Source organism: Qipengyuania sp. NPDC077410 (assembly GCF_044543405.1).
In the GTDB taxonomy this organism is placed as follows: domain Bacteria; phylum Pseudomonadota; class Alphaproteobacteria; order Sphingomonadales; family Sphingomonadaceae; genus Qipengyuania; species Qipengyuania pacifica.
Window position 1 is genome coordinate 107,882 of the sequence record NZ_JBITWB010000004.1, and the last position, 17,553, is coordinate 125,434.

At 62.3% G+C, this 17,553-nt stretch carries 18 protein-coding genes and 1 other RNA gene; 7 read left to right on the forward strand and 12 right to left on the reverse strand.

Annotated elements, in window-relative coordinates; translation table 11 throughout:
* Window positions 1-256: 256 nt before the first annotated feature.
* Window positions 257-2,923 (forward strand): TonB-dependent receptor, encoded by a 2,667-nt coding sequence (locus ACIGGE_RS15935; RefSeq protein ID WP_397491078.1) that lies wholly within the window; start codon window positions 257-259, stop codon window positions 2,921-2,923.
* Between the two features lie 208 nt (window positions 2,924-3,131).
* On the opposite strand, the gene ACIGGE_RS15940 is transcribed toward ACIGGE_RS15935, so the two are convergent.
* Together ACIGGE_RS15940 and ACIGGE_RS15945 are read right to left on the reverse strand one after the other, a co-directional pair.
* Entirely contained in the window at window positions 3,132-5,639 is a 2,508-nt protein-coding gene (locus ACIGGE_RS15940; protein WP_397491079.1) for an ABC transporter permease, read from the reverse strand.
* Window positions 5,636-6,325: an ABC transporter ATP-binding protein gene (locus ACIGGE_RS15945; protein ID WP_397491080.1), complete on the reverse strand. Its 690-nt coding sequence runs from the start codon at window positions 6,323-6,325 to the stop codon at window positions 5,636-5,638. Before ACIGGE_RS15945 ends, ACIGGE_RS15940 begins: the two co-directional genes overlap by 4 nt.
* 47 nt (window positions 6,326-6,372) lie before the next feature.
* Between ACIGGE_RS15945 and ACIGGE_RS15950 the strand changes: the two genes are divergently transcribed.
* Entirely contained in the window at window positions 6,373-7,074 is a 702-nt protein-coding gene (locus ACIGGE_RS15950) for an arylesterase (RefSeq protein WP_397491081.1), read from the forward strand.
* On the opposite strand, the gene recF is transcribed toward ACIGGE_RS15950, so the two are convergent.
* A complete protein-coding gene (recF, locus tag ACIGGE_RS15955; protein WP_397491082.1) occupies window positions 7,071-8,150 on the reverse strand; it encodes a DNA replication/repair protein RecF in 1,080 nt (359 codons plus the stop codon). The two genes, ACIGGE_RS15950 and recF, sit on opposite strands and share 4 nt — an antisense overlap.
* Window positions 8,151-8,381: 231 nt before the next feature.
* On the opposite strand from recF, the gene ACIGGE_RS15960 reads away from it, so the two are divergent.
* From ACIGGE_RS15960 to ACIGGE_RS15970, 3 genes are read left to right on the forward strand one after another with little or no spacing between them, the layout of a single operon-like run.
* A complete protein-coding gene (locus ACIGGE_RS15960) occupies window positions 8,382-8,501 on the forward strand; it encodes a recombination protein F (RefSeq protein WP_103024306.1) in 120 nt (39 codons plus the stop codon).
* A 32-nt stretch (window positions 8,502-8,533) separates the two neighbouring features.
* Entirely contained in the window at window positions 8,534-8,650 is a 117-nt protein-coding gene (locus ACIGGE_RS15965; RefSeq protein ID WP_196845730.1) for a recombination protein F, read from the forward strand.
* Window positions 8,647-8,868, forward strand: coding sequence for a PspC domain-containing protein (locus tag ACIGGE_RS15970; protein WP_196845731.1), 222 nt, complete (start codon window positions 8,647-8,649; stop codon window positions 8,866-8,868). Before ACIGGE_RS15965 ends, ACIGGE_RS15970 begins: the two co-directional genes overlap by 4 nt.
* A 105-nt stretch (window positions 8,869-8,973) precedes the next feature.
* Here ACIGGE_RS15970 and ACIGGE_RS15975 read toward each other — a convergent pair whose 3' ends face one another.
* From ACIGGE_RS15975 to ACIGGE_RS15995, 5 genes are read right to left on the reverse strand one after another with little or no spacing between them, the layout of a single operon-like run.
* Entirely contained in the window at window positions 8,974-9,756 is a 783-nt protein-coding gene (locus tag ACIGGE_RS15975; protein ID WP_397491083.1) for an SDR family oxidoreductase, read from the reverse strand.
* A 2-nt stretch (window positions 9,757-9,758) separates the two neighbouring features.
* Window positions 9,759-10,304 (reverse strand): NUDIX hydrolase, encoded by a 546-nt coding sequence (locus ACIGGE_RS15980; RefSeq protein WP_103024309.1) that lies wholly within the window; start codon window positions 10,302-10,304, stop codon window positions 9,759-9,761.
* Between the two features lie 2 nt (window positions 10,305-10,306).
* Window positions 10,307-10,981 (reverse strand): TPM domain-containing protein, encoded by a 675-nt coding sequence (locus ACIGGE_RS15985; RefSeq protein ID WP_370297987.1) that lies wholly within the window; start codon window positions 10,979-10,981, stop codon window positions 10,307-10,309.
* Window positions 10,981-11,823, reverse strand: a complete 843-nt coding sequence (locus ACIGGE_RS15990; RefSeq protein ID WP_103024311.1) for a YgcG family protein — start codon at window positions 11,821-11,823, stop codon at window positions 10,981-10,983. The genes ACIGGE_RS15985 and ACIGGE_RS15990 overlap by 1 nt, the downstream gene beginning before the upstream one ends.
* Window positions 11,824-11,834: 11 nt before the next feature.
* The gene (locus tag ACIGGE_RS15995; RefSeq protein ID WP_103024312.1) at window positions 11,835-12,458 is read right to left on the reverse strand and encodes a LemA family protein; all 624 of its coding nucleotides are present in this window, start codon (window positions 12,456-12,458) and stop codon (window positions 11,835-11,837) included.
* Window positions 12,459-12,609: 151 nt separating this feature from the next.
* On the opposite strand from ACIGGE_RS15995, the gene mscL reads away from it, so the two are divergent.
* Window positions 12,610-13,086, forward strand: a complete 477-nt coding sequence (mscL, locus tag ACIGGE_RS16000; RefSeq protein ID WP_103024313.1) for a large conductance mechanosensitive channel protein MscL — start codon at window positions 12,610-12,612, stop codon at window positions 13,084-13,086.
* A gap of 79 nt (window positions 13,087-13,165) precedes the next feature.
* Window positions 13,166-13,510, forward strand: a transfer-messenger RNA (tmRNA) gene (ssrA, locus tag ACIGGE_RS16005).
* A 54-nt stretch (window positions 13,511-13,564) separates the two neighbouring features.
* Here ssrA and ACIGGE_RS16010 read toward each other — a convergent pair.
* The 4 genes from ACIGGE_RS16010 to ACIGGE_RS16025 form a co-directional block, all read right to left on the reverse strand.
* Window positions 13,565-13,816, reverse strand: coding sequence for a hypothetical protein (locus ACIGGE_RS16010; RefSeq protein ID WP_196845736.1), 252 nt, complete (start codon window positions 13,814-13,816; stop codon window positions 13,565-13,567).
* A 144-nt stretch (window positions 13,817-13,960) separates the two neighbouring features.
* A complete protein-coding gene (locus ACIGGE_RS16015; RefSeq protein ID WP_397491084.1) occupies window positions 13,961-15,214 on the reverse strand; it encodes an N-succinylarginine dihydrolase in 1,254 nt (417 codons plus the stop codon).
* On the reverse strand, window positions 15,211-16,227 hold the full coding sequence (locus ACIGGE_RS16020) for an arginine N-succinyltransferase (RefSeq protein WP_221598591.1): 1,017 nt from the start codon (window positions 16,225-16,227) through the stop codon (window positions 15,211-15,213). The genes ACIGGE_RS16015 and ACIGGE_RS16020 overlap by 4 nt, the downstream gene beginning before the upstream one ends.
* On the reverse strand, window positions 16,224-17,432 hold the full coding sequence (locus ACIGGE_RS16025) for a hydrolase (protein ID WP_397491085.1): 1,209 nt from the start codon (window positions 17,430-17,432) through the stop codon (window positions 16,224-16,226). The genes ACIGGE_RS16020 and ACIGGE_RS16025 overlap by 4 nt, the downstream gene beginning before the upstream one ends.
* Window positions 17,433-17,553: the final 121 nt, after the last annotated feature.

Sequence of the window (17,553 nt, forward strand, 5' to 3'; positions counted from 1 at the left end):
AGTGTGCTTTCGATTAGGGTGCCGTAGCGTCAACGCCCAGTGGCACTGCTTGTTTCGGTCGCGCCCCTAGCGGAGATGCTGCAATGCGGCAAGGTGTTGCGGTGTAGCGCGAAAGGCACAGTCGTCGAGTCAGCTATGGCGTTGGTCCGCTAAATGCTTGAGAGGGCGGGGGAGTCTGGTAGTTGCGCCCTTGCATGCGCGCATTTTGGGAGCCGCGCAGCGGACCAAGATACGTCTTGAGAGAAGAGGACCTTTCATGAAATTCACCGCTTTCGGCCGCACCGCGACCGTCCGTACCGTCATGCTTGCAGGGGTAGCTGCTGTAGCCATCCCGGCGAGCGTTTCGGCACAAGATACAGATCTGGAAGAGGTCCAGCAGCAGACCGACAGCGACGGCGATAACATCCCCGATGCTGCCGATGCCTCGACCGGCAATGTCATCATCGTTACCGCCACCAAGCGCGAGCAGACCCTTCAGGAAACGCCCGTCTCGGTCAGCGTCACCAGCGGCGAAACGCTGGAGCGTGCGGAAATCCGCGACTTGCAGGACCTTCAGACCGTGGCCCCGTCGCTGCGCGTCAGCCAGCTTCAGAGCTCGGCGAACACCACCTTCATCATTCGCGGCTTCGGCAACGGCGCCAACAATGTCGGTATCGAACCGTCCGTCGGCGTATTCATCGACGGCGTCTATCGTTCGCGCTCGGCATCCTCGATCAACGACCTCGCCAATGTGAGCCGCATCGAAGTGCTGCGTGGACCGCAGAACACGCTGTTCGGCAAGAACGCCAGCGCCGGCGTCATCTCGGTCGTTACCCGTGAGCCGCAGTTCGAGTTCGGCGGTTCGGCCAGCTTCACCTACGGCAATTTTGACCAGATCGTCGCCAAGGCCGACATTACCGGCCCGCTGACTGACTCGATCGCCTTCTCTCTCGACGGCACCTACAACAAGCGCGACGGTTTCGTCGACGTCGTGAACCTCGATGAGAAGATCAATGAACGCGATCGCTACGTCGTTCGCGGCCAGTTGCTGTTCGACAATGGTGGCCCGCTTAGGGTTCGCGCGATCGGCGACTATTCCAAGATCGACGAACTGTGCTGCTATGCCGGCAACGTTCTTGCCGGTCCGACCGTCCCGCTGCTGTTCGCCGTTGGCGGGCAGCTGGCAGTCGAAGACGTGTTTTCCGACCGTGCCTTCCTCGACACGCTGCCGGTCAACGACATCGAGAACTACGGCGGTTCGGTCCAGGCCGACCTCGACCTCGGCTCTTTGACGCTGACGTCGATCACGGCCTATCGCGAACTGCGCGCATTCAACCAGCAGGACGTGGACTTCTCCAGCGCGGCCGTGGTCAGCGAGTTCCGCAACCAGGCGGTCGACACCTTCACGCAGGAACTGCGCGTCGCGTCCGACTTCGACGGTCCGGTGAACTTCCTGCTCGGTGGCTATTACTTCAACGAGAAGGCAAAGCAGAACAGCGGTCTCGACAATGGCGAAGATGCGCGCGCGTTCTTCGATCTGCTGGCAGGTGGCGGCACTCCCGGCACGCTGTCCTTCGTTGAATCGCAGCTCGGCATTCCGGTCGGCGCTACCTTCGCAGAAGGTCCTTCGACCCGCGAATTCTTCACGCTCGATAACGAATCCTACTCGGTCTTCGGCCAGGTCGATTTCGAAGTGACGGATCGCCTGACCCTCACCGCCGGCTTCAACTACACCGACGACAAGAAGGATTTCTCGCTCCGTCAGGATTCCTTCGATCCGCTGGCGAATGTGAACTTCGTCGATGCTGTCATCGTTGGCGGTATCGCGCAGGCGCTGCAGATCCCCACCTCGCAGGTGACGCCTGGCGTGATCCAGCAGTTCGCTGCTGCCCAACCGGCCGGCTTCCAGCAGATCGCGGCGATTGCGACCACGCCGTGCTCGGCCGGTTCACCGCCGCCCGCCTGTAACCAGCTGCTCCCCCTCCAGGCGCTGCAGTTCCTGCCGCCGTTCCTGGCGGTGCCCAACGCAGTAGAGCCGGGCAGGACGAATGATGACAATCTGAGCTACACGCTTCGTGTGGCTTACGATGTCAGCGATCGCGTGAATGCCTATTTCACCTATGCGACGGGCTTCAAGGCCAGCTCGGTCAACCTGTCACGCGACAGCCGTCCGACCAACGCCGATTACACGCCCGGTCCTTTCGGTTCGACCATCCTCGCGCCATCTTCGCCGATCCGCGATGCCGGTATTGCGGTACCGAACCTTTCCACCGGTTCGCGCTTCGCGGCTCCGGAGGAATCGGAAGTTTACGAAGTCGGCCTCAAGGCCGATTTCGACCGGATGGCCTTCAACCTGGCACTGTTCGATCAGACCATCGACGGTTTCCAGTCGAACGCCTTCACCGGCACAGGTTTCGCGCTGGTCAACGCCGGATCGCAGTCGGTTCGCGGCTTCGAATTCGATTCGACGCTCACGCCGATCGATCCGCTCGTGTTCACCTTCGCACTGACCTATCTGGATTCGAAGTATGACAGCTTCCCCGGATCGGTCGTTGGTGACCTTTCCGGACAGCAGGTCGCCGGTGTTCCGGAATTCACCATTGCGACGTCGGCAACCTACACGCACGAGTTCGGCAATACGGGCAATCTGCTGATTGGTCGCCTGGACTATTATCACGAGAGCAACACTCAGATCCTTGACGGCGTACCGGACGCTCCGGATCCGATCGCCCTTGCGCGCAACTATCGCCGCGAAGTAAATCAGGTAAACGGGTCGCTGACCCTCGCGCTCGAAAACGGGTTCGAAATCAGCGGTTTTGTCCGTAATCTGACCAATCAGCGCTATTTGTCGCAGATCTTCCCGGGTGTTGCACAGCCGGGTACGATCTCTGGCTATCCCAACCAGCCACGCACTTATGGCGCTACGGTTCGCTATCGCTTCTGATCGCGGGAAATATTCGAATGGAGAAGGGGGCCCGCGCGGCCCCCTTTTTCTTTTGTCCCATTTCGGCACAGCATATACGCATTACGCGGTAGTCCAGCTGGATGCGTGATATATCGCAGATGCGACCCGAAGGGCTCGTGCATTGCACCGAGCGCTTTATCTTAGAGCCCCGCGTTCTCGCGGGGCTTTTTTTGGATCGCCTGGGCTTTTAGAGGTCCCGCAACGCCTGCGCAGGTTTGGCACGCAGTAGCGGCAACGAAGCGCCAAGAGCGAAAGCCAGAACGACGAAGACGCCGAGGCCAAGCACGGCGAGCACTTGGCCCCAATCCGGCAGCCAGTCGAATTCGAACAACTGCGTGATGACCAGCCATGCAGCAAGGCTGCCGATGCCAAGCGCCACGACCGCAAGCGTTGCCGCCAGGGCGACGTATTCGATCAATTGCATTGCAATGATCTGACGGCGATCGGCACCGAGCACCCTCAGGATGACGGTATCGTACGTCCGCGCTGCGCGCGCGGCGGCAATGGCGCCCAGTAGTACGGCTAGACCTGCAAGGACCGCGACGCTGGCGGCTGCAAGCGTGGCAAAGCCGACCTGTTCCAGAATCGTCCGCGCCTGTTCCAGCACACCGCCAACCTCGATCACCGAAGTCGAGGGGAGGGCGGCCACCAGCGATTGCAACAGCGGGCTGGTCGGCGTGCCCTGGCTGAGCTCGACGGTCGCCGCGAGATTATGCGGCGCATCCTGAAGGGCGTTGGGACTGAGCACGAAGACGTAGTTGAAGCCCATGCTTTCCCAGTCGATGCGGCGCAGATTGGCGATGCGGGCGGTCCGCTCTACGCCGAGTACGCCAAAGGTCAGCATGTCGCCGACCTTCAGGCCGGCGGCGTCGGCAAAATCCTCATCGACCGAAACCAGCGGCTCGCCTGCATACATTGGGCCCCACCACGTGCCTTCGGTCAACTCGTTGCCTTCCGGCAGACGATCGGCATAGGTCAGGCCGCGTTCCCCGCGCAGGGCCCACGCGCCGTCCGGAATTTCGTCCAGATCAGCGGTGCGGGTCATTGCCCCTTCGGAGCCGAATGCGAGCACGGAGCCACGCAGTGCAGGGACCGTGCGCCAGCTTGCGCCCGGATCCGCATTGCGGACCAACGTCTCGAATTCGTCGACCTGATCGCGCGGGATATCGAGCACGAAATAGTCGGGCGCACGGTCCGGCACGCGTTTGGCGATATTGCCGTCGATGGCGCTCTGAACCGCTGCCAGCAGGACAAAGGCCGAAAGTCCGAAACCGAGCGCGGTTACCAGCGCGCCGGTGGATGAGCCCGGGCGATGCAGGTTGGCGAGCGCATTGCGCGCGACCGGGTTGCGCGGCCGGGGAAGGGCGGCGGCGAGCCGGCGAATGCCAAGGCCGAGCAAGGCGAGCAGGCCGAGTATGGCGGCGGCTCCGGCCAGGAAGCTGCCCGAAAGCATGGGGTTGTCGGATGTCAGCAGGGCCAGGGCGACGATGGCGGCGAGACCCCCGCCGACCAAAGCCAGTGCGCGGGGATCGCGCGCCAGCGGCGCGACGCGGGCGCGCATCAGCGCCATGGCCGGGAAATTGCGGGCGCGCAGCAAGGGCGGGGCCGCGAATACCAGCGCCACCAGCATGCCGTAGGCCAATGCCAACACGATCGCGCCGGGATCGATGATCACTCCGCTGGAAACGGGCAACAGACCCTGCAACGCCGTTGCCAGAAGCGGGACGATGGCGATGCCCGCGGCAATTCCTGCAAGGCTGCCCGCTAGCGTCGCCGCCACGATTTGCAGTGCGTAGATACGCGCGATGTCATTGCTGGTCGCGCCGAGGATCTTGAGGGTGGCGATCCCCTGCCTGCGCGCGTCGAGATAGGATGTGACGCCCCCACCGATACCGATACCGGCAATGACCAGCGCCGCGAGACCGACAAGCGTCAGAAACTCGCTCATGCGGTCCACGAACCGGTCGGTGCCGGGTGCGGCGCGGTCCGCCGTATCGATATCGAAGCCGGCGTCGGGAAATTGCTGCTTCAGTTCTTCGCCGACCGCCTCGGTATCGCGGCTTTGCGTGAAACGAACCCTAGTCTTGGACTGATACATCGATCCTGGCGCGATCAGCCCGGCGCGGATGGGTAGATCCTCTGCCACGATGATCGTCGGACCCAACTGAAAACCTTCGCCGAGACGATCGGGTTCATCGGCGATGATCCCGCCGATCGACAACTTCTCTGTGCCGATGTCGATAGTGTCGCCCGGCGCGACGCCCAAGCGATCGGCTGCACCCTGCGACAGCCAAGCTTCATCGGAACCTGGAGCGCCCACCGCACGGCCGTCTTCGAGGGTCAAATCACCATAAAGCGGATAGGCCTTATCGACGGCCTTCAGTTCGATCGGCGCGGCCTGCTCACCAAATCGCGCCATGGCCTGCATGCGGGTTCCGGCTGAAACATCGCCGAGCTGAGCGAGTGCAGCGCGTTCTTCATCGGTAAGGTCACGCTGCCAGAGTTCGATCTGCAGATCGCCGCCGAGATAGGTCCGGCCGTTGGTTTCGATCTCGCGCTCGATCGCTGCGGTCAGCGATCCGATCGCTGCCAATGCTCCCGTGCCGAGAAACAGACAAACGAGCAGAAGGCGCAAGCCGCGAAAGCGAGCGTTGAGATCGCGGCGCGCGATCCGCCAGGCAATCGCCCAGGTCACGCCGCAGTGTCGCTGGCGATGCGACCATCACCGAGCTGCAGCACGCGCTCGCAATGCTCGGCAAGTTCAGGATCGTGCGTAATGACGAGCAACGTCGCCCCGGTTTCGGCGCGGCGGTTGAAGAGAAGTTCCACGATTTCGTGACCCGTGGCGGCATCGAGATTGCCGGTAGGCTCATCGGCGAAGATCAGGTCGGGACGCGGGGCGATTGCACGGGCGATAGCGACGCGCTGCTGTTCGCCGCCCGACAATTGCTGCGGGTAATGATCCAGCCTGTGGCCAAGGCCAACCGCTTCGAGTTCGGCTTTGGCCCGCGCCTGGGCGTCGCGTTCGCCAGCCAGTTCCATCGGGGTGGCGACGTTTTCCAGCGCGGTCATGGTCGGTAACAGGTGGAACGCCTGCAACACGATGCCGATACGCCCGCGCCGGGCATGTGCAAGAGCGTCCTCGTCCAGCGTCGCGAAATCTTCACCCGCTACGACCAGGGTTCCCCCGCTGGCACGCTCGAGGCCCGAAAGAACGGCCATCAGCGAGCTTTTGCCCGAGCCGGAAGGACCGAGCAGTGCGACAGTCGATCCACGCGCAATGTCGAGATCGATCCCGCGAAGGATTTCGACGGGAGCATCGCTGGAGCCGAGGGTCAGGGTGAGGTTGCGGGCGGAAATCGCTGCTTGAGAGTTCGTCACGGTACTGCGATGGCATGGAGCGGAAAACTGCACAAGGAAACTCGCCGATGCGTTTGCGGCATTTGTCGATCCTGTTCGCCGCCATGGCACTGTCCGCTTGCGGCGGCGCGCAAGATGCGGCGCCATCAACCGAAGCGGAAGCGAGCCAGCAAACCCCTGCGGCCGATATCGCTGTCGAAGGGCCGGAGAGGCGCATACTGGCTTTCGGCGACAGCCTGTTCGCAGGCTATGGGCTGGAAGAGAACGAGGGCTATCCCGAACAGCTTGAAGATGCACTGCGCAAGGACGGAATCAACGCGCGGGTGATCGATGCCGGCGTTTCGGGAGATACCAGTGCAGCCGGTCTGCAGCGGCTGGCCTTCACGCTCGATGCGCAGGAGGTCAAACCCGATCTCGTCATCCTCGAACTTGGCGGCAATGATATGCTGCGCGGTATCCAGCCTGGACAGACACGCGCCAATTTCGAGGCGATGCTGCAGGAACTGAGCCAGCGAGAGATCCCTGTCCTGCTCATGGGTATGCGGGCGCCGCCGAATTACGGGCCGGAATACCAGCAGCAGTTCGACAGCCTGTATAGCGAGCTGGCCAGCCAATACGATGCGGCTTTGATCCCGTTCTGGCTCGAGAGCATCTATGAGGACCGTAGCCTCTTCCTCGACGACCGCATCCATCCCACCGCCGATGGAATTGCGGCGCTTGTGCGCGATACCATGGGCAATGTCGAACAGGCGCTGCCGCCCAAGCCCTAGGCGCGCGTCACCAATCCCGCCGTTACCGCCCAGACGGCGGATTCCGTCGCTATGCTGCTGAAAGGGGCTGGCTCGGTTCCGGTCATCCAAACCTGCGCTCCACTGCTGCGCAATTGTTCGAAAAGAGCGGCGCGGCGAACGGGATCGAGATGCGCGGCCACTTCGTCCAGCAAAAGCAAGCCTGCTCGCCCTTGTGCCGCCAGCCCGGCATGGGCCAGCGTCATGGCGACCAGCATCGCTTTCTGTTCACCTGTCGAGCTTTGCGCAGCGGGGACCCGCTTGGCTGCGTGGATGACTTCAAGCTCGTCGCGATGCGGGCCGAGCAGGGTGCGCTGTGCGGCGCGGTCGCGCTTGCGGTTGTCATAGAGCGCTTGCGACAGACCATCCGAATGATCAGGTGCGCTGGGGGCATAGGTAAGGGCGGGGCGGGCGAAAGGTTCGGCAGGCATTTCCGCCAGCCTTACCGCCAGCGTTTCAACGAGGCGCGCGCGGCCTGCCATTAGGGCGGAGCCATGCTGGACCATTTGGGCTTCGATGGCATCGAGCCAGGCGCTCTCAGGCTCTCGCAGATCGGATAACAGGCGATTGCGTTCGCGCAGGGCACCTTCGTAGCGGGCTGCATGACTGGCGTGCGCTGGTTCGAGTGCAAGCGCCAGCCGGTCCATGTAGCGGCGGCGGTCGCCGGCGGCGCCGGTGAACAAGCCATCCATGGCGGGAGTGAGCCATGTCACCGCGAGCCATTCGCCGAGGCTGGTCGCACTGCTTTCCGCCCCGTTTACCCGGACGCGGCGGCGGCCCGGGTTGGCGCTTTCCGAATATGTGGCGAGCCGTACGGCTTCACCATCCTGCAGCAGGCTGGCCCCCACGCCGAAGCCAGCATCGCTGCCATTGCGGACCATGTCGCCCAAGGCAGCGCGGCGCAGGCCGCGCCCTGGGGCAAGCAGGGAAAGCGCTTCGAGAATATTGGTCTTTCCCGCACCGTTTTCGCCCACGAGCAGATTGAATTGCGCGGTATCGCCCAGTTCGGTCGAACCGTGGTTGCGAAAGTCGGTCAGGGAGATGCGATCGAGCGCCATGAGGTGAGCGTTCGATAGCGCGCCGTCGTCACGCCCGCCACTTCAAAACATATCATTTCCAACAGTTGGGGAAATTCCCCAACCTTTCGGATTGGTGAACGACGTCTGCTCTCATGGTTCAGGAAGAATTGACGGAATTCCGCCATTTTTCGAGTTTGGCACACCCGTTGCAAAGTACTTGGCATCCCGGATGGTCCGGGAAAAACGAACCAAGGATCAAGGAGCAACACAATGTCCATCTTCGAATATGCCAGCAACCGTGCACTCGCCGCCGTCTTCGCCCTGGGTGTCTCGGCAATGTTCATGGCCGCCGCCATCGTCCCCGCAAGCCCCGCCGGTCTCGTCGCCTGATCGGCCAACCGCCCATTCTTCAGGAGGAAAACATGTTCAACTCTGACAACGGCCACAAGCTCTTCGCAGCCGCCTTTTCACTGGCCCTTTCAGCCCTCTTCTTCGCCACCGCCATCGTACCTGCATCGCCCAATGGACTTATCGCATGAGCAATCTGAAATTCCGCGAAGGGGACGATGCCGTCCGTCCAGCCAAGAGCTTTGCGCTCGATCGCACGAATGGCAAGATGATGGGGGTCTGCTCCGGCATCGCCCGCTATTTCGACATCGACGCCACCTGGGTCCGGCTCGGCTTCGTCGCAGGAACACTGCTCGGATTTGGCAGCTTCATCCTGCTTTACCTGGCGATCGCACTGATCGCAGACTGACCACGGCCCCGCGCCTACCGTCCCGGTTTTCGTGCCGGCCGTGGCTCACACAAAGAGAACCGGGAGGGGCCGCATGGCCCCTCTCTTGATTCTGCAGTCGTGGAATTACATCGCGGAAATGCCGCCATCGAGCTTGAGCTCGGCACCGGTCATGAAGCGGCTCTCGTCGCTGGCGAGATAGACCACGGCATTGGCGATATCGTTCGGCTCGCCCACGAATTTGAGCGGAATTTGCCGCGCCAGCTTTTCCAGCAATGCAGACTTGTCGAGATTGTGATTGAGCGCCGTGCCATCGAGAATCGGCGTATCGACGAAGGTCGGGTGCACGGAATTGCAGCGGATCTGCATATTCTTCTTCGCACAGTGCAGCGCGATCGATTTGGTCAGCATCCAGACCGCGGCCTTGGACGAGTTGTAGGCGGGCATGGTGTCGCTGGCGATCAGCCCGGCAATGCTGGAAATGTTCACGATCGAGCCGGGTGCATGCTCGCGCATCAACGGCAGCGCCTTCTGGCAACCATGAAAAATGGAATCGACATTGATCGCAAAGCAGCGCTTCCAATCGTCGAAATCGCAGGTCTCGATATTGCCGCCCACGCCGATACCGGCATTGTTCACCAGGACATTGAGACCGCCGATATTCTCGCGCGCAGCGTCCACGGCGGCTTCCCAGTCAATGGGATCGGTAACGTCGTGCCGGATCGCATGGGCGGTGCCGTCACCCAGATCCGCGTTGATGAGCGAGGCGGTTTCGGCAGCGCCATCACCGTTGATATCGGTGCACAGCACCCGCGCGCCCTCTTCTGCCAGCCGGGTTGCATGAGCCCGGCCGAGCCCCTGCGCCGCGCCTGTCACCAGTGCCAGCTTGCCTGCACACCGTCCTGCCATCGTCACTCTCCTGCCAATATTCCCTGTCCCAGCAGCAAGAGCACGCGCACATCGATCCCGCAACCATCGGCGCGTTTGGCGGCGGTAAAAGCGGCAATGTCGGATAGGGCGACACGGTGAACGGTGATGTTCTCTCCGCCGACCCCGCCGCCTTCGCCGACTTTCGCCAGCTGGCTGGCGCGGACCAGAGTGAAGCTTTCGCTGACCATTCCGGGAGAGGACCAGAACGTGCCCAGATCTTCGAGTACATCGGCGCGGTAGCCCGTTTCCTCTACCAGTTCCCGTCCGGCAGCAACGAGAGGGTCTTCGCCTTCGAAATCAGCCTCGTCGCCAATGAGACCCGCCGGTAGCTCGATACAGGGCCGGCCAAGCGGCACCCGGTACTGCTCCACCAGAAGCACGTGGTCGTCTTCGTCGACGGCAAGGATCACCGCCGCGCGGATGTTGCGGGGACGACCCACATATTCCCATCGACCGCGCGTTTTGGCGGTGATGTATTTGCCCTGCCAGACGATCTTCTCGTCCGCATCGTGATCGGGGACGGGCATGGTCAGACTTCTATCAGTCGGTCGGGAAGCTCGTTGCGATCGTCATCGGCGCGCGGGAAATGTTCTGCCAGTACCATGCCGACGTCGCGTACCCCGATGGCCAGGCTTTCGGCGATGTGGCCCTGTTTGAGCTCTTCCAGCATGTCCGCCATCGCTTCGCCCCAGACTTCTGCCGGCACAATTGCGGCAATGGGCTGGTCGGCAACGATTTCGGCGCGGTGTTCGCGCATGGACAGATAGAGAAGTACGCCCGTGCGGCCATGCGTGCGCTGTTCCGCGCCGACTTTGAAATGCCTGATTGCGCTGCTGTGAACGCGGGCACTCTTGACCGGGCCGGGGGTAAGGGCGAAGCGCAGCGGGTCCCAGCTCAGCAACAGCCATCCCAGCGTGAAGGCGACCAGCCCCAGGGCGATGGTCATGCTGGCGAGTTCGCCGGTCGTCCATTCGTGCATCCAGCCACCGACGAGCGAATCCCATAGATCCATGAAGGGCTGCGGGATCACCGCAAACAGGCTCATGGCCGTGAAGGCCAGCGCCACGGCCCACACCAGTACGACATCCGAATAGCCATCGCTGCGATCGGCCAGAACGGTCACGATTTCGCCGCTGGTGGTAAGTTCGGCCGCCGCGACGGCATCGGATACGATCTTGTGATCGGATTGAGAAAGATAGCCCATTACCACCCCCCGGAGGCGCCACCGCCCCCGAAACTGCCGCCGCCGCCACCAAAGCCGCCGCCTCCGAAGCCACCGCCGCCGCCGAAGCCGCCACCTCCGCCCCAGCCGCCACCGCCGCCCCAGTCGTCATCGGTGAGACCGCGTGCGATCGCCTTGCCGGCTTCCCAGAGAATGATGTCGCGTGCGGCATTGCCCCACGGTCCCTTGCGATAACGCCGCCGCCGGCCGCGCCCGCTCAGCATGGGGAGGACGAAGAAGAAAAAGATAAAGCCGAGCCAGATCAGCGCACCGATGGGGAAGCCGCCGTCGCTTTCGCGCTGTTCGTTCACCTGCTGGGCCACCTTGGCCGCTTCTTCAGGAGGCAGTTCGAGCTGTTTGATGATCTGGTCTGCCCCCCAGCTAATCCCGCCGGAATAGTCGCCATCGCGGAAATATGGCTTCATCCCTTCGACATATTCGAAAGCAAGCCCGTCAGGGATGATGCCCTCCAGGCCGTAGCCGACCTCGACGCGCATTTTCTTCTCGTTCGGAGCGACGATCAGAATGATGCCATCATTACGCTCAGCATCGCCCAGCGCCCATTCCCGGCCAAGGCGATAGCCATAGTCGGAAATGTCGTAACCCTCGAGATCGGGGATCGTCGCGATCACGAACTGGCGCTGGTTGCGCTGCTCGAACGCGTCCAGTTTTTCGGTCAGAGCGGCTTCGGTTGCGTCATCGATGATGTTCGCAGCGTCCACCACCGGCGCGGTGCCGCGTTCGGGAAAGGTCTGGGCAGCGGCGGGCAGGGCAAAGCCGAGCGCCGCCGCCACGGGCAGGATTACTGAGAGAAGCAGGCGCATGTTTGTGCCGCTCAGTTTGCGGCGCTGCTATCCGAACGCATGTCCAGGGTTGGAGCGACTTCTGCACCCTGCGTCACGGCTTCGTAGGGAACCATGGGTTCTGCACCGTGAATGATGTTGGCGCCGATGGTATCGGGGAAGGTGCGGATCGTCGTGTTATAGGCGCGCACCGCTTCGTTATAGTCGCGAATGGCGACGCGGATCCGGTTTTCCTGACCTTCGATCTGGGTCATGAAGCGGCCGAAATTGTCCTGGCTGCGCAGTTCGGGATAAGCTTCCACATTGGCCATCAGCCGCGACAGCGCGCCGCCGAAGGTGTTCTGCGCCTGCTGATACTGGGCCATCTTGTCCGCATCGCTCAGATCGTTGCCATCGAGCTGGATTTCCGGACGGGTGGCGGATGCGCGGGCCTGTATGACCGATTCAAGCGTCGCACGCTCCTGTTCAGCCGAGCTCATCACGATCTGTTCGAGGTTGGGGACCAGATTGGCGCGTTCCTGGAAGGCGGCCTCCACATCGGCCCACTTGGCCTTTGCCGTTTCTTCAGCAGCAGGCACCGAGTTGATCCCGCAGGCCGATATCGCCAGCGCAGCGGCGGCGACGATCGAGGCACGGAAAGCGGCGAATCGGTTCATTTCAAGAATCCTTCTTAGGAAGTCGGGGGACGTACTGCTTTATCTAGATAGCACACCATGGCGCCGGTTCAAGATTAACGCCCGCTTGTGACTGCCAAACCATCATGGCAGGGAAGGCGCCAGTTTTAAGGGTTAAGGGAATCATACCGCCATGAGCCTGGGAAAAGAATTCAAGAAGTTCGTCGCGCGCGGGAATGTTGTCGATCTGGCAGTCGGTGTCGTAATCGGCGCCGCGTTCAGCGGTATCGTTACGCAGCTGACCGAAGCGATAATAATGCCGCTGATCGGCTGGATCTTCGGCGACATCGATTTTTCCAACTGGTTCCTGCAGCTGGGCGAGATACCCGAAGGCTACGAAGGCGCGCTCGACAATTACGAGCAGCTCAAGGAAGCAGGCGTGGCGATGATCGGCTACGGCGCGCTCATCACCGCCGTGATCAATTTCTTCATCGTCGCCTTTGCGCTCTTCATGCTCGTTCGCAGCGTGAACAAGATCACCGAAGACATGCAGCGCAAGGCCGCCGCGACCGAGGACAGCTCGACGAACGCAGACGTGCCGACGAATCCCGAACTCGACGTGCTGAAGAAAATCCTGGCGGAACTGCGCAAGGATGGCGGCGCGGCCTAGGGCAAGGGCCTGCATCCGAAGAGGTAGGCTCGAAGAAAGGGCGGGGGGCTACACTGCCACGGCAAAAGGCGCGCTCCGCTCACTTCACATTAAGCTCCGCATCGCTATATAGGGGCTGTCGGCTTCGGCCGGATATGGCGATAAACTGCGCTGTGTAATAGGTACAACGGACCCGGGGGCAGTACCCGGCGGCTCCACCACAAACCGCCTTTTCCGGCGGGTTATGACGGGGCCGAACTAGGATCGACGTGTGCTGAAAGGCAGTGTTTTCGCCCGGGCTGAGTAACCCGTAAAACTGTTCACAACACACAAGTGCCAACGATAACGAAGCACTCGCTCTCGCAGCGTAATCTGATGGGCTAACGCCCTGATCTTACAAAGCTAAAGCGCGGTTGGACCCACCGGGCAACAGAAGCGGATTCCGGGGCTCCGGGGGTAGCTAGCAACAGAAACCCCCACCCATTTCATTGATCGGCTTTTATTCGGACGCGGCGTCACCCGGCGCTGCTTCCTGCGCTTCGCGTTCGTAGCGCAAGGCGTCGAGGATTTTCGCGCCGCCGAGGAAGACTGCGCCCGATGTCGCTGCGAAGAGCAGATAGCCGCCCACGCCGGGATATTGCAGCGTGTAGTCGGCGCCGCGGGTCATTGCGCCAAGTGCCAGGGCGAAGATGATCAGATAGGCTTCGAAGCGCGTCTTGATCACGAACAGCCGTTTCACCTTCTTCAGCACGCGCGCCTCACTCCGTTTCTTAACGCCCCGCGATGCAATTCGCGTGCCAGCGGCGCGAATCTGCGGGTTCGCCTAGTTAATGCGCGAAGAAGTGTAAAAGTGCCCGACGATGTATCTACGCGCCCCAATCTGGGGCGGTGGAAATTATGCCAGCTCGTCCAGCGACAAGACAGCCAGCAGGGCTTCGCGCGCTTCGATGACCTTTGCTGCGAGAGCTTCGGTCCCAATTTCATCGGGCTGAATTGTTTCCGGCCACATCTGCGCAATCACCGCCTCGATCCGTTCGGCCTTCGCCTCGTCCAGCAAGAACCGCGCGTCGACCGTTGCAGGATCTGCCACCACGCGCAGCCGCAGGCAGGCCGGGCCGCCGCCATTCGCCATCGATTGGCGTACATCGACGGGGATGACGTGGCGGATCGGACCGTTGGACGCGAGCATGCGTTCGCACCACGACCAGACGCTGGCGCTTTCCTGGCATTCACTTGGAACGACCAGCGCCATTTCGCCGGTGGGCAATGTCACGAGCTGCGCATTGAAGAGATAGGTGCGGATCGCCTCTTCGAGAGTAACCTGGCTTTCCGGCACTTCCACGACATGGAGGTCGGGGAATACGGCCCGGATGGCTTCGTAGGCGTCGATCTGGTCGGCAAAGGCCTGATCGTGCGTGAAGAGGACCTTCTCGTTCGCCACGGCGACGACGTCGTTGTGAAAGGCTCCGGCCTCGATGGCCGCGGGGTTCTGTTCGATGAAAACGCAGCGCCGGGGCTCGAGGCCATGCAGCCGGGCGACGGCGCGGCTTGCCTGCTCGTGCTGGCGCGCGGGAAAGCGGCCGCCGGGCCGGCCATAGACGAACACCTCCACGCCGGGTGCATCGTGACTGTCGCAAAACCGCATGTGATTGGCCGCACCTTCGTCGCCGAAGCTGGACGGGACCGCATCGTGCACCGCGAAATGCCGCTGATCACCGAATGCGATCTTCAGCTGCGCCTGCGTATCGCGCCATTCCTGGCCGCGGTGCAGCATGGTGACCAGATTGGCCGGCGTCAGATGGCAGCGGCCATCGCCGGTATCCGGCGCGGGACTGACGGTGGCGGCATTGGCAGTCCACATCGAACTGGCCGACCATGCTGCCGCCACGAGCGCCGGGTTGGTATCGTCGCCTACCGCCAGATCGCGCAGCAGGCCGAAATTGGGCCGGGGAAGGGGAAGCAAAAAGCCCTGTGCAAGCCCGCGCTCCAAATTGCCGCGCATCTTCGCGATCCCCTGCAACGCTGCCGCGCGCGGGTAGGAAGCGTTGCCCTTGTGGCTGGCGCTGGCAATATTGCCGAGACTGAGGCCGGCATAATTGTGACTGGGTCCGACGATCCCGTCGAAATTGATTTCGACCAGCTTGCTCATCGCGCCACGCTCCACACCTCGTCGCCTTCGCCGACTTCGAGTGTTTCGGCACAGATCGCGTCGATGGCGACGGATCCGTCCTCGCCCGTCTCCCGCATGCCGTAGGCGCAGCGAAACGTGCCCAGCGTGCCGGTGGCGATCAGCGCACGCTCGCCAATGTCGAGATCGGTCGCGGAGACCCGGCCCGGAGTGGACCCGGCGATGCTTTTCACATTGTCGGTGCGTGCCGTCATGGAAGGGCCGCCATCGAAGATGTCGACATAGCCTTCCGCGGCGAAGCCCTCGTTCTCCAGCATCCGCATGGCGGCGCGGCCCGACGGGTGGGGGACGCCGATAACCTTCTTCGCTTCGTCATCCAGCATGGCGACATAGACGGGGTGCTTGGGCATCAGATCGGCAATGAACTGATTGCCGTTGATGGCATTGAAATAGTCGGCTTCCTGAAAGGTCATGCCGAAGAAGCGGCCGGCCACGCCGTCCCAGAAGGGCGAGCCGCCGCGATCGTCGATCACGCCGCGCAATTCGGCCAAAATGCGATTGGCGAAGCGGTGGCGGTGCATGGCGATGAACAGATAGCGGCTGCGTGCCAGCAGCAGGCCGAGCCCGCCTGCGCGTTCTCCCGGGTGGAGGAAGAGACCGCCCACTTCGGACGACCCCTCAAGATCGGTAACCAGGCTGAGGAGTTCGGCCCGCACGGTGCGATCGAGTTCCTGACTGTGCTGGGTCAGCGTGTTGAGGCGATAGCTGTAAAATGGCCATTGCTGGCCGACCTGGCTGAAAAGCTGACAGGTGCCGCGCACCTGCCCGGTTTCAGTATTTTCGAGCACGAGCGTAAACTGGTCGTCGCCAAGTTCGTCGGCGTCGCGCGAAAAGGCATCATCCGCCCGTTCAAGCTTCTTGGTCAGCGCTGCGCGATCGGCCGGCAGATTGGTGAAACCGCCGCCGGTCAGCTTGGCCATCTCGTAGAGGTGTTCGAGGTCGCTGATATGCGCGGCGCGCAGGCGAAAGGTCACAGATGGTCTCCGGAAGATAGCTTGGCGAGAACCAGCGCGCTAAGCGCGGCGCGTTCGCGAAGGGAAGGAACGATCATGAATTCGTCGGGCGAATGAATGGCGCCGCCGCGGACGCCCATGGTGTCCACGACGGGTACGCCGGTGGCAGCGATATTGTTGCCATCGCACACGCCGCCGGTCGGTTTCCAGCCGATGTCCTGCCCGAGTTCCGCGCCGCATGTCTTGACGAGATCGAACAGGCGCTGCGCCTTTTTGTCGACCGGTTTGGGAGGACGGGTCACCCCGCCGTGACGGTGGATGCCGACCTCATGATCGGCCTCGATGGCAGCGAGAGCAGCGTCGAGCTGCCCATCGAACCGGTTCATGGCGTCGGTCGATTTGGGGCGAATGTTGAACCGCAGGATGGCAAGGTCGGGCACGACATTGTTCGCGCTGCCGCCTTCGATCTTGGCGGGGTTGACGGTGATGTCGTCCGCTTCGAGAGCCTTGATCCGCAACACGAGATCGGATGCCGCGACGATGGCATTGCGCCCATCGTGCGGATTGCGCCCGGCATGGGCGGACTTGCCCGTGAAGGTGATTGAATAATTGCCCGTACCGCCGCGCGCATGCGCCAGCGTTCCATCGGGCAGGGCGCTGGGTTCATAGGTGAGCGCGGCATATTTTCCGCGGGCCAGTTCCTCGATCAGGGAGCGGCTGGCGAGGCTGCCGGTTTCCTCGTCCGAGTTGATCATCACATCGTATCCGACCCGCTGGGCGCACTCCATCGTCTCGAACGTCTTCAGCGCATGGAGGATGACATCGAGGCCGCCCTTCATATCGGCAGTGCCGGGGCCGTTGATCGTGTCATCGTCGATCCAGCTGACCTCCTGGAACGGATGATCGACGGGGAAGACCGTGTCCATGTGGCCGGTCAGCACGAAGCGCCGTTCCGCATTGGGCCGGACGCGCAGCACCATGTGCCGCCCGTGCGGTTTTTCGAATTCGCGCCCTTCGGCGGATATGGCCGTTACGGTAGCAGGGTCGATCAGTTCGACGTCGCCCGGCAGGACGCTGAAAGCATCGGCCAGGATGCCGGCCATGCGATCCAGCCCTTCGATATTGGCGGTGCCGGTATTGATGGCTGCCCAGTCCTGCACTTCGCGCAGCATCGTATCGGCATCGATCGTGTCGAGCAGGGCTTGCGGTGCAATATCAGGTTTCATGTGCAACGTCCTTAATCCCGAGCAAGCCCGAGTCCACCCCGCGCCTTGCATTGATCAACGGCTGGCGGCATAGACCGTGCCGTTCCTCCCCGGGTCCGACATTGCCACGACTGCATCTGCC

Excerpts from the sequence above, each read along its gene's own strand:
- recF (WP_397491082.1), bottom strand. The coding sequence starts at position 8,150 with ATGGCGCTCGATCGCATCTCCCTGACCGACTTTCGCAACCACGGTTCG.
- ACIGGE_RS15965 (WP_196845730.1), top strand. The coding sequence starts at position 8,534 with ATGTTCAACTCTGACAACGGCCACAAGCTCTTCGCAGCCGCCTTTTCA.
- ACIGGE_RS15935 (WP_397491078.1), top strand. The coding sequence starts at position 257 with ATGAAATTCACCGCTTTCGGCCGCACCGCGACCGTCCGTACCGTCATG.
- ACIGGE_RS15960 (WP_103024306.1), top strand. The coding sequence starts at position 8,382 with ATGTCCATCTTCGAATATGCCAGCAACCGTGCACTCGCCGCCGTCTTC.
- ACIGGE_RS15990 (WP_103024311.1), bottom strand. The coding sequence starts at position 11,823 with ATGCGCCTGCTTCTCTCAGTAATCCTGCCCGTGGCGGCGGCGCTCGGC.
- ACIGGE_RS15975 (WP_397491083.1), bottom strand. The coding sequence starts at position 9,756 with ATGGCAGGACGGTGTGCAGGCAAGCTGGCACTGGTGACAGGCGCGGCG.
- ACIGGE_RS15995 (WP_103024312.1), bottom strand. The coding sequence starts at position 12,458 with ATGAACCGATTCGCCGCTTTCCGTGCCTCGATCGTCGCCGCCGCTGCG.
- mscL (WP_103024313.1), top strand. The coding sequence starts at position 12,610 with ATGAGCCTGGGAAAAGAATTCAAGAAGTTCGTCGCGCGCGGGAATGTT.
- ACIGGE_RS15950 (WP_397491081.1), top strand. The coding sequence starts at position 6,373 with ATGCGTTTGCGGCATTTGTCGATCCTGTTCGCCGCCATGGCACTGTCC.
- ACIGGE_RS16015 (WP_397491084.1), bottom strand. The coding sequence starts at position 15,214 with ATGAGCAAGCTGGTCGAAATCAATTTCGACGGGATCGTCGGACCCAGT.
- ACIGGE_RS15980 (WP_103024309.1), bottom strand. The coding sequence starts at position 10,304 with ATGCCCGTCCCCGATCACGATGCGGACGAGAAGATCGTCTGGCAGGGC.
- ACIGGE_RS16025 (WP_397491085.1), bottom strand. The coding sequence starts at position 17,432 with ATGAAACCTGATATTGCACCGCAAGCCCTGCTCGACACGATCGATGCC.
- ACIGGE_RS15970 (WP_196845731.1), top strand. The coding sequence starts at position 8,647 with ATGAGCAATCTGAAATTCCGCGAAGGGGACGATGCCGTCCGTCCAGCC.
- ACIGGE_RS15985 (WP_370297987.1), bottom strand. The coding sequence starts at position 10,981 with ATGGGCTATCTTTCTCAATCCGATCACAAGATCGTATCCGATGCCGTC.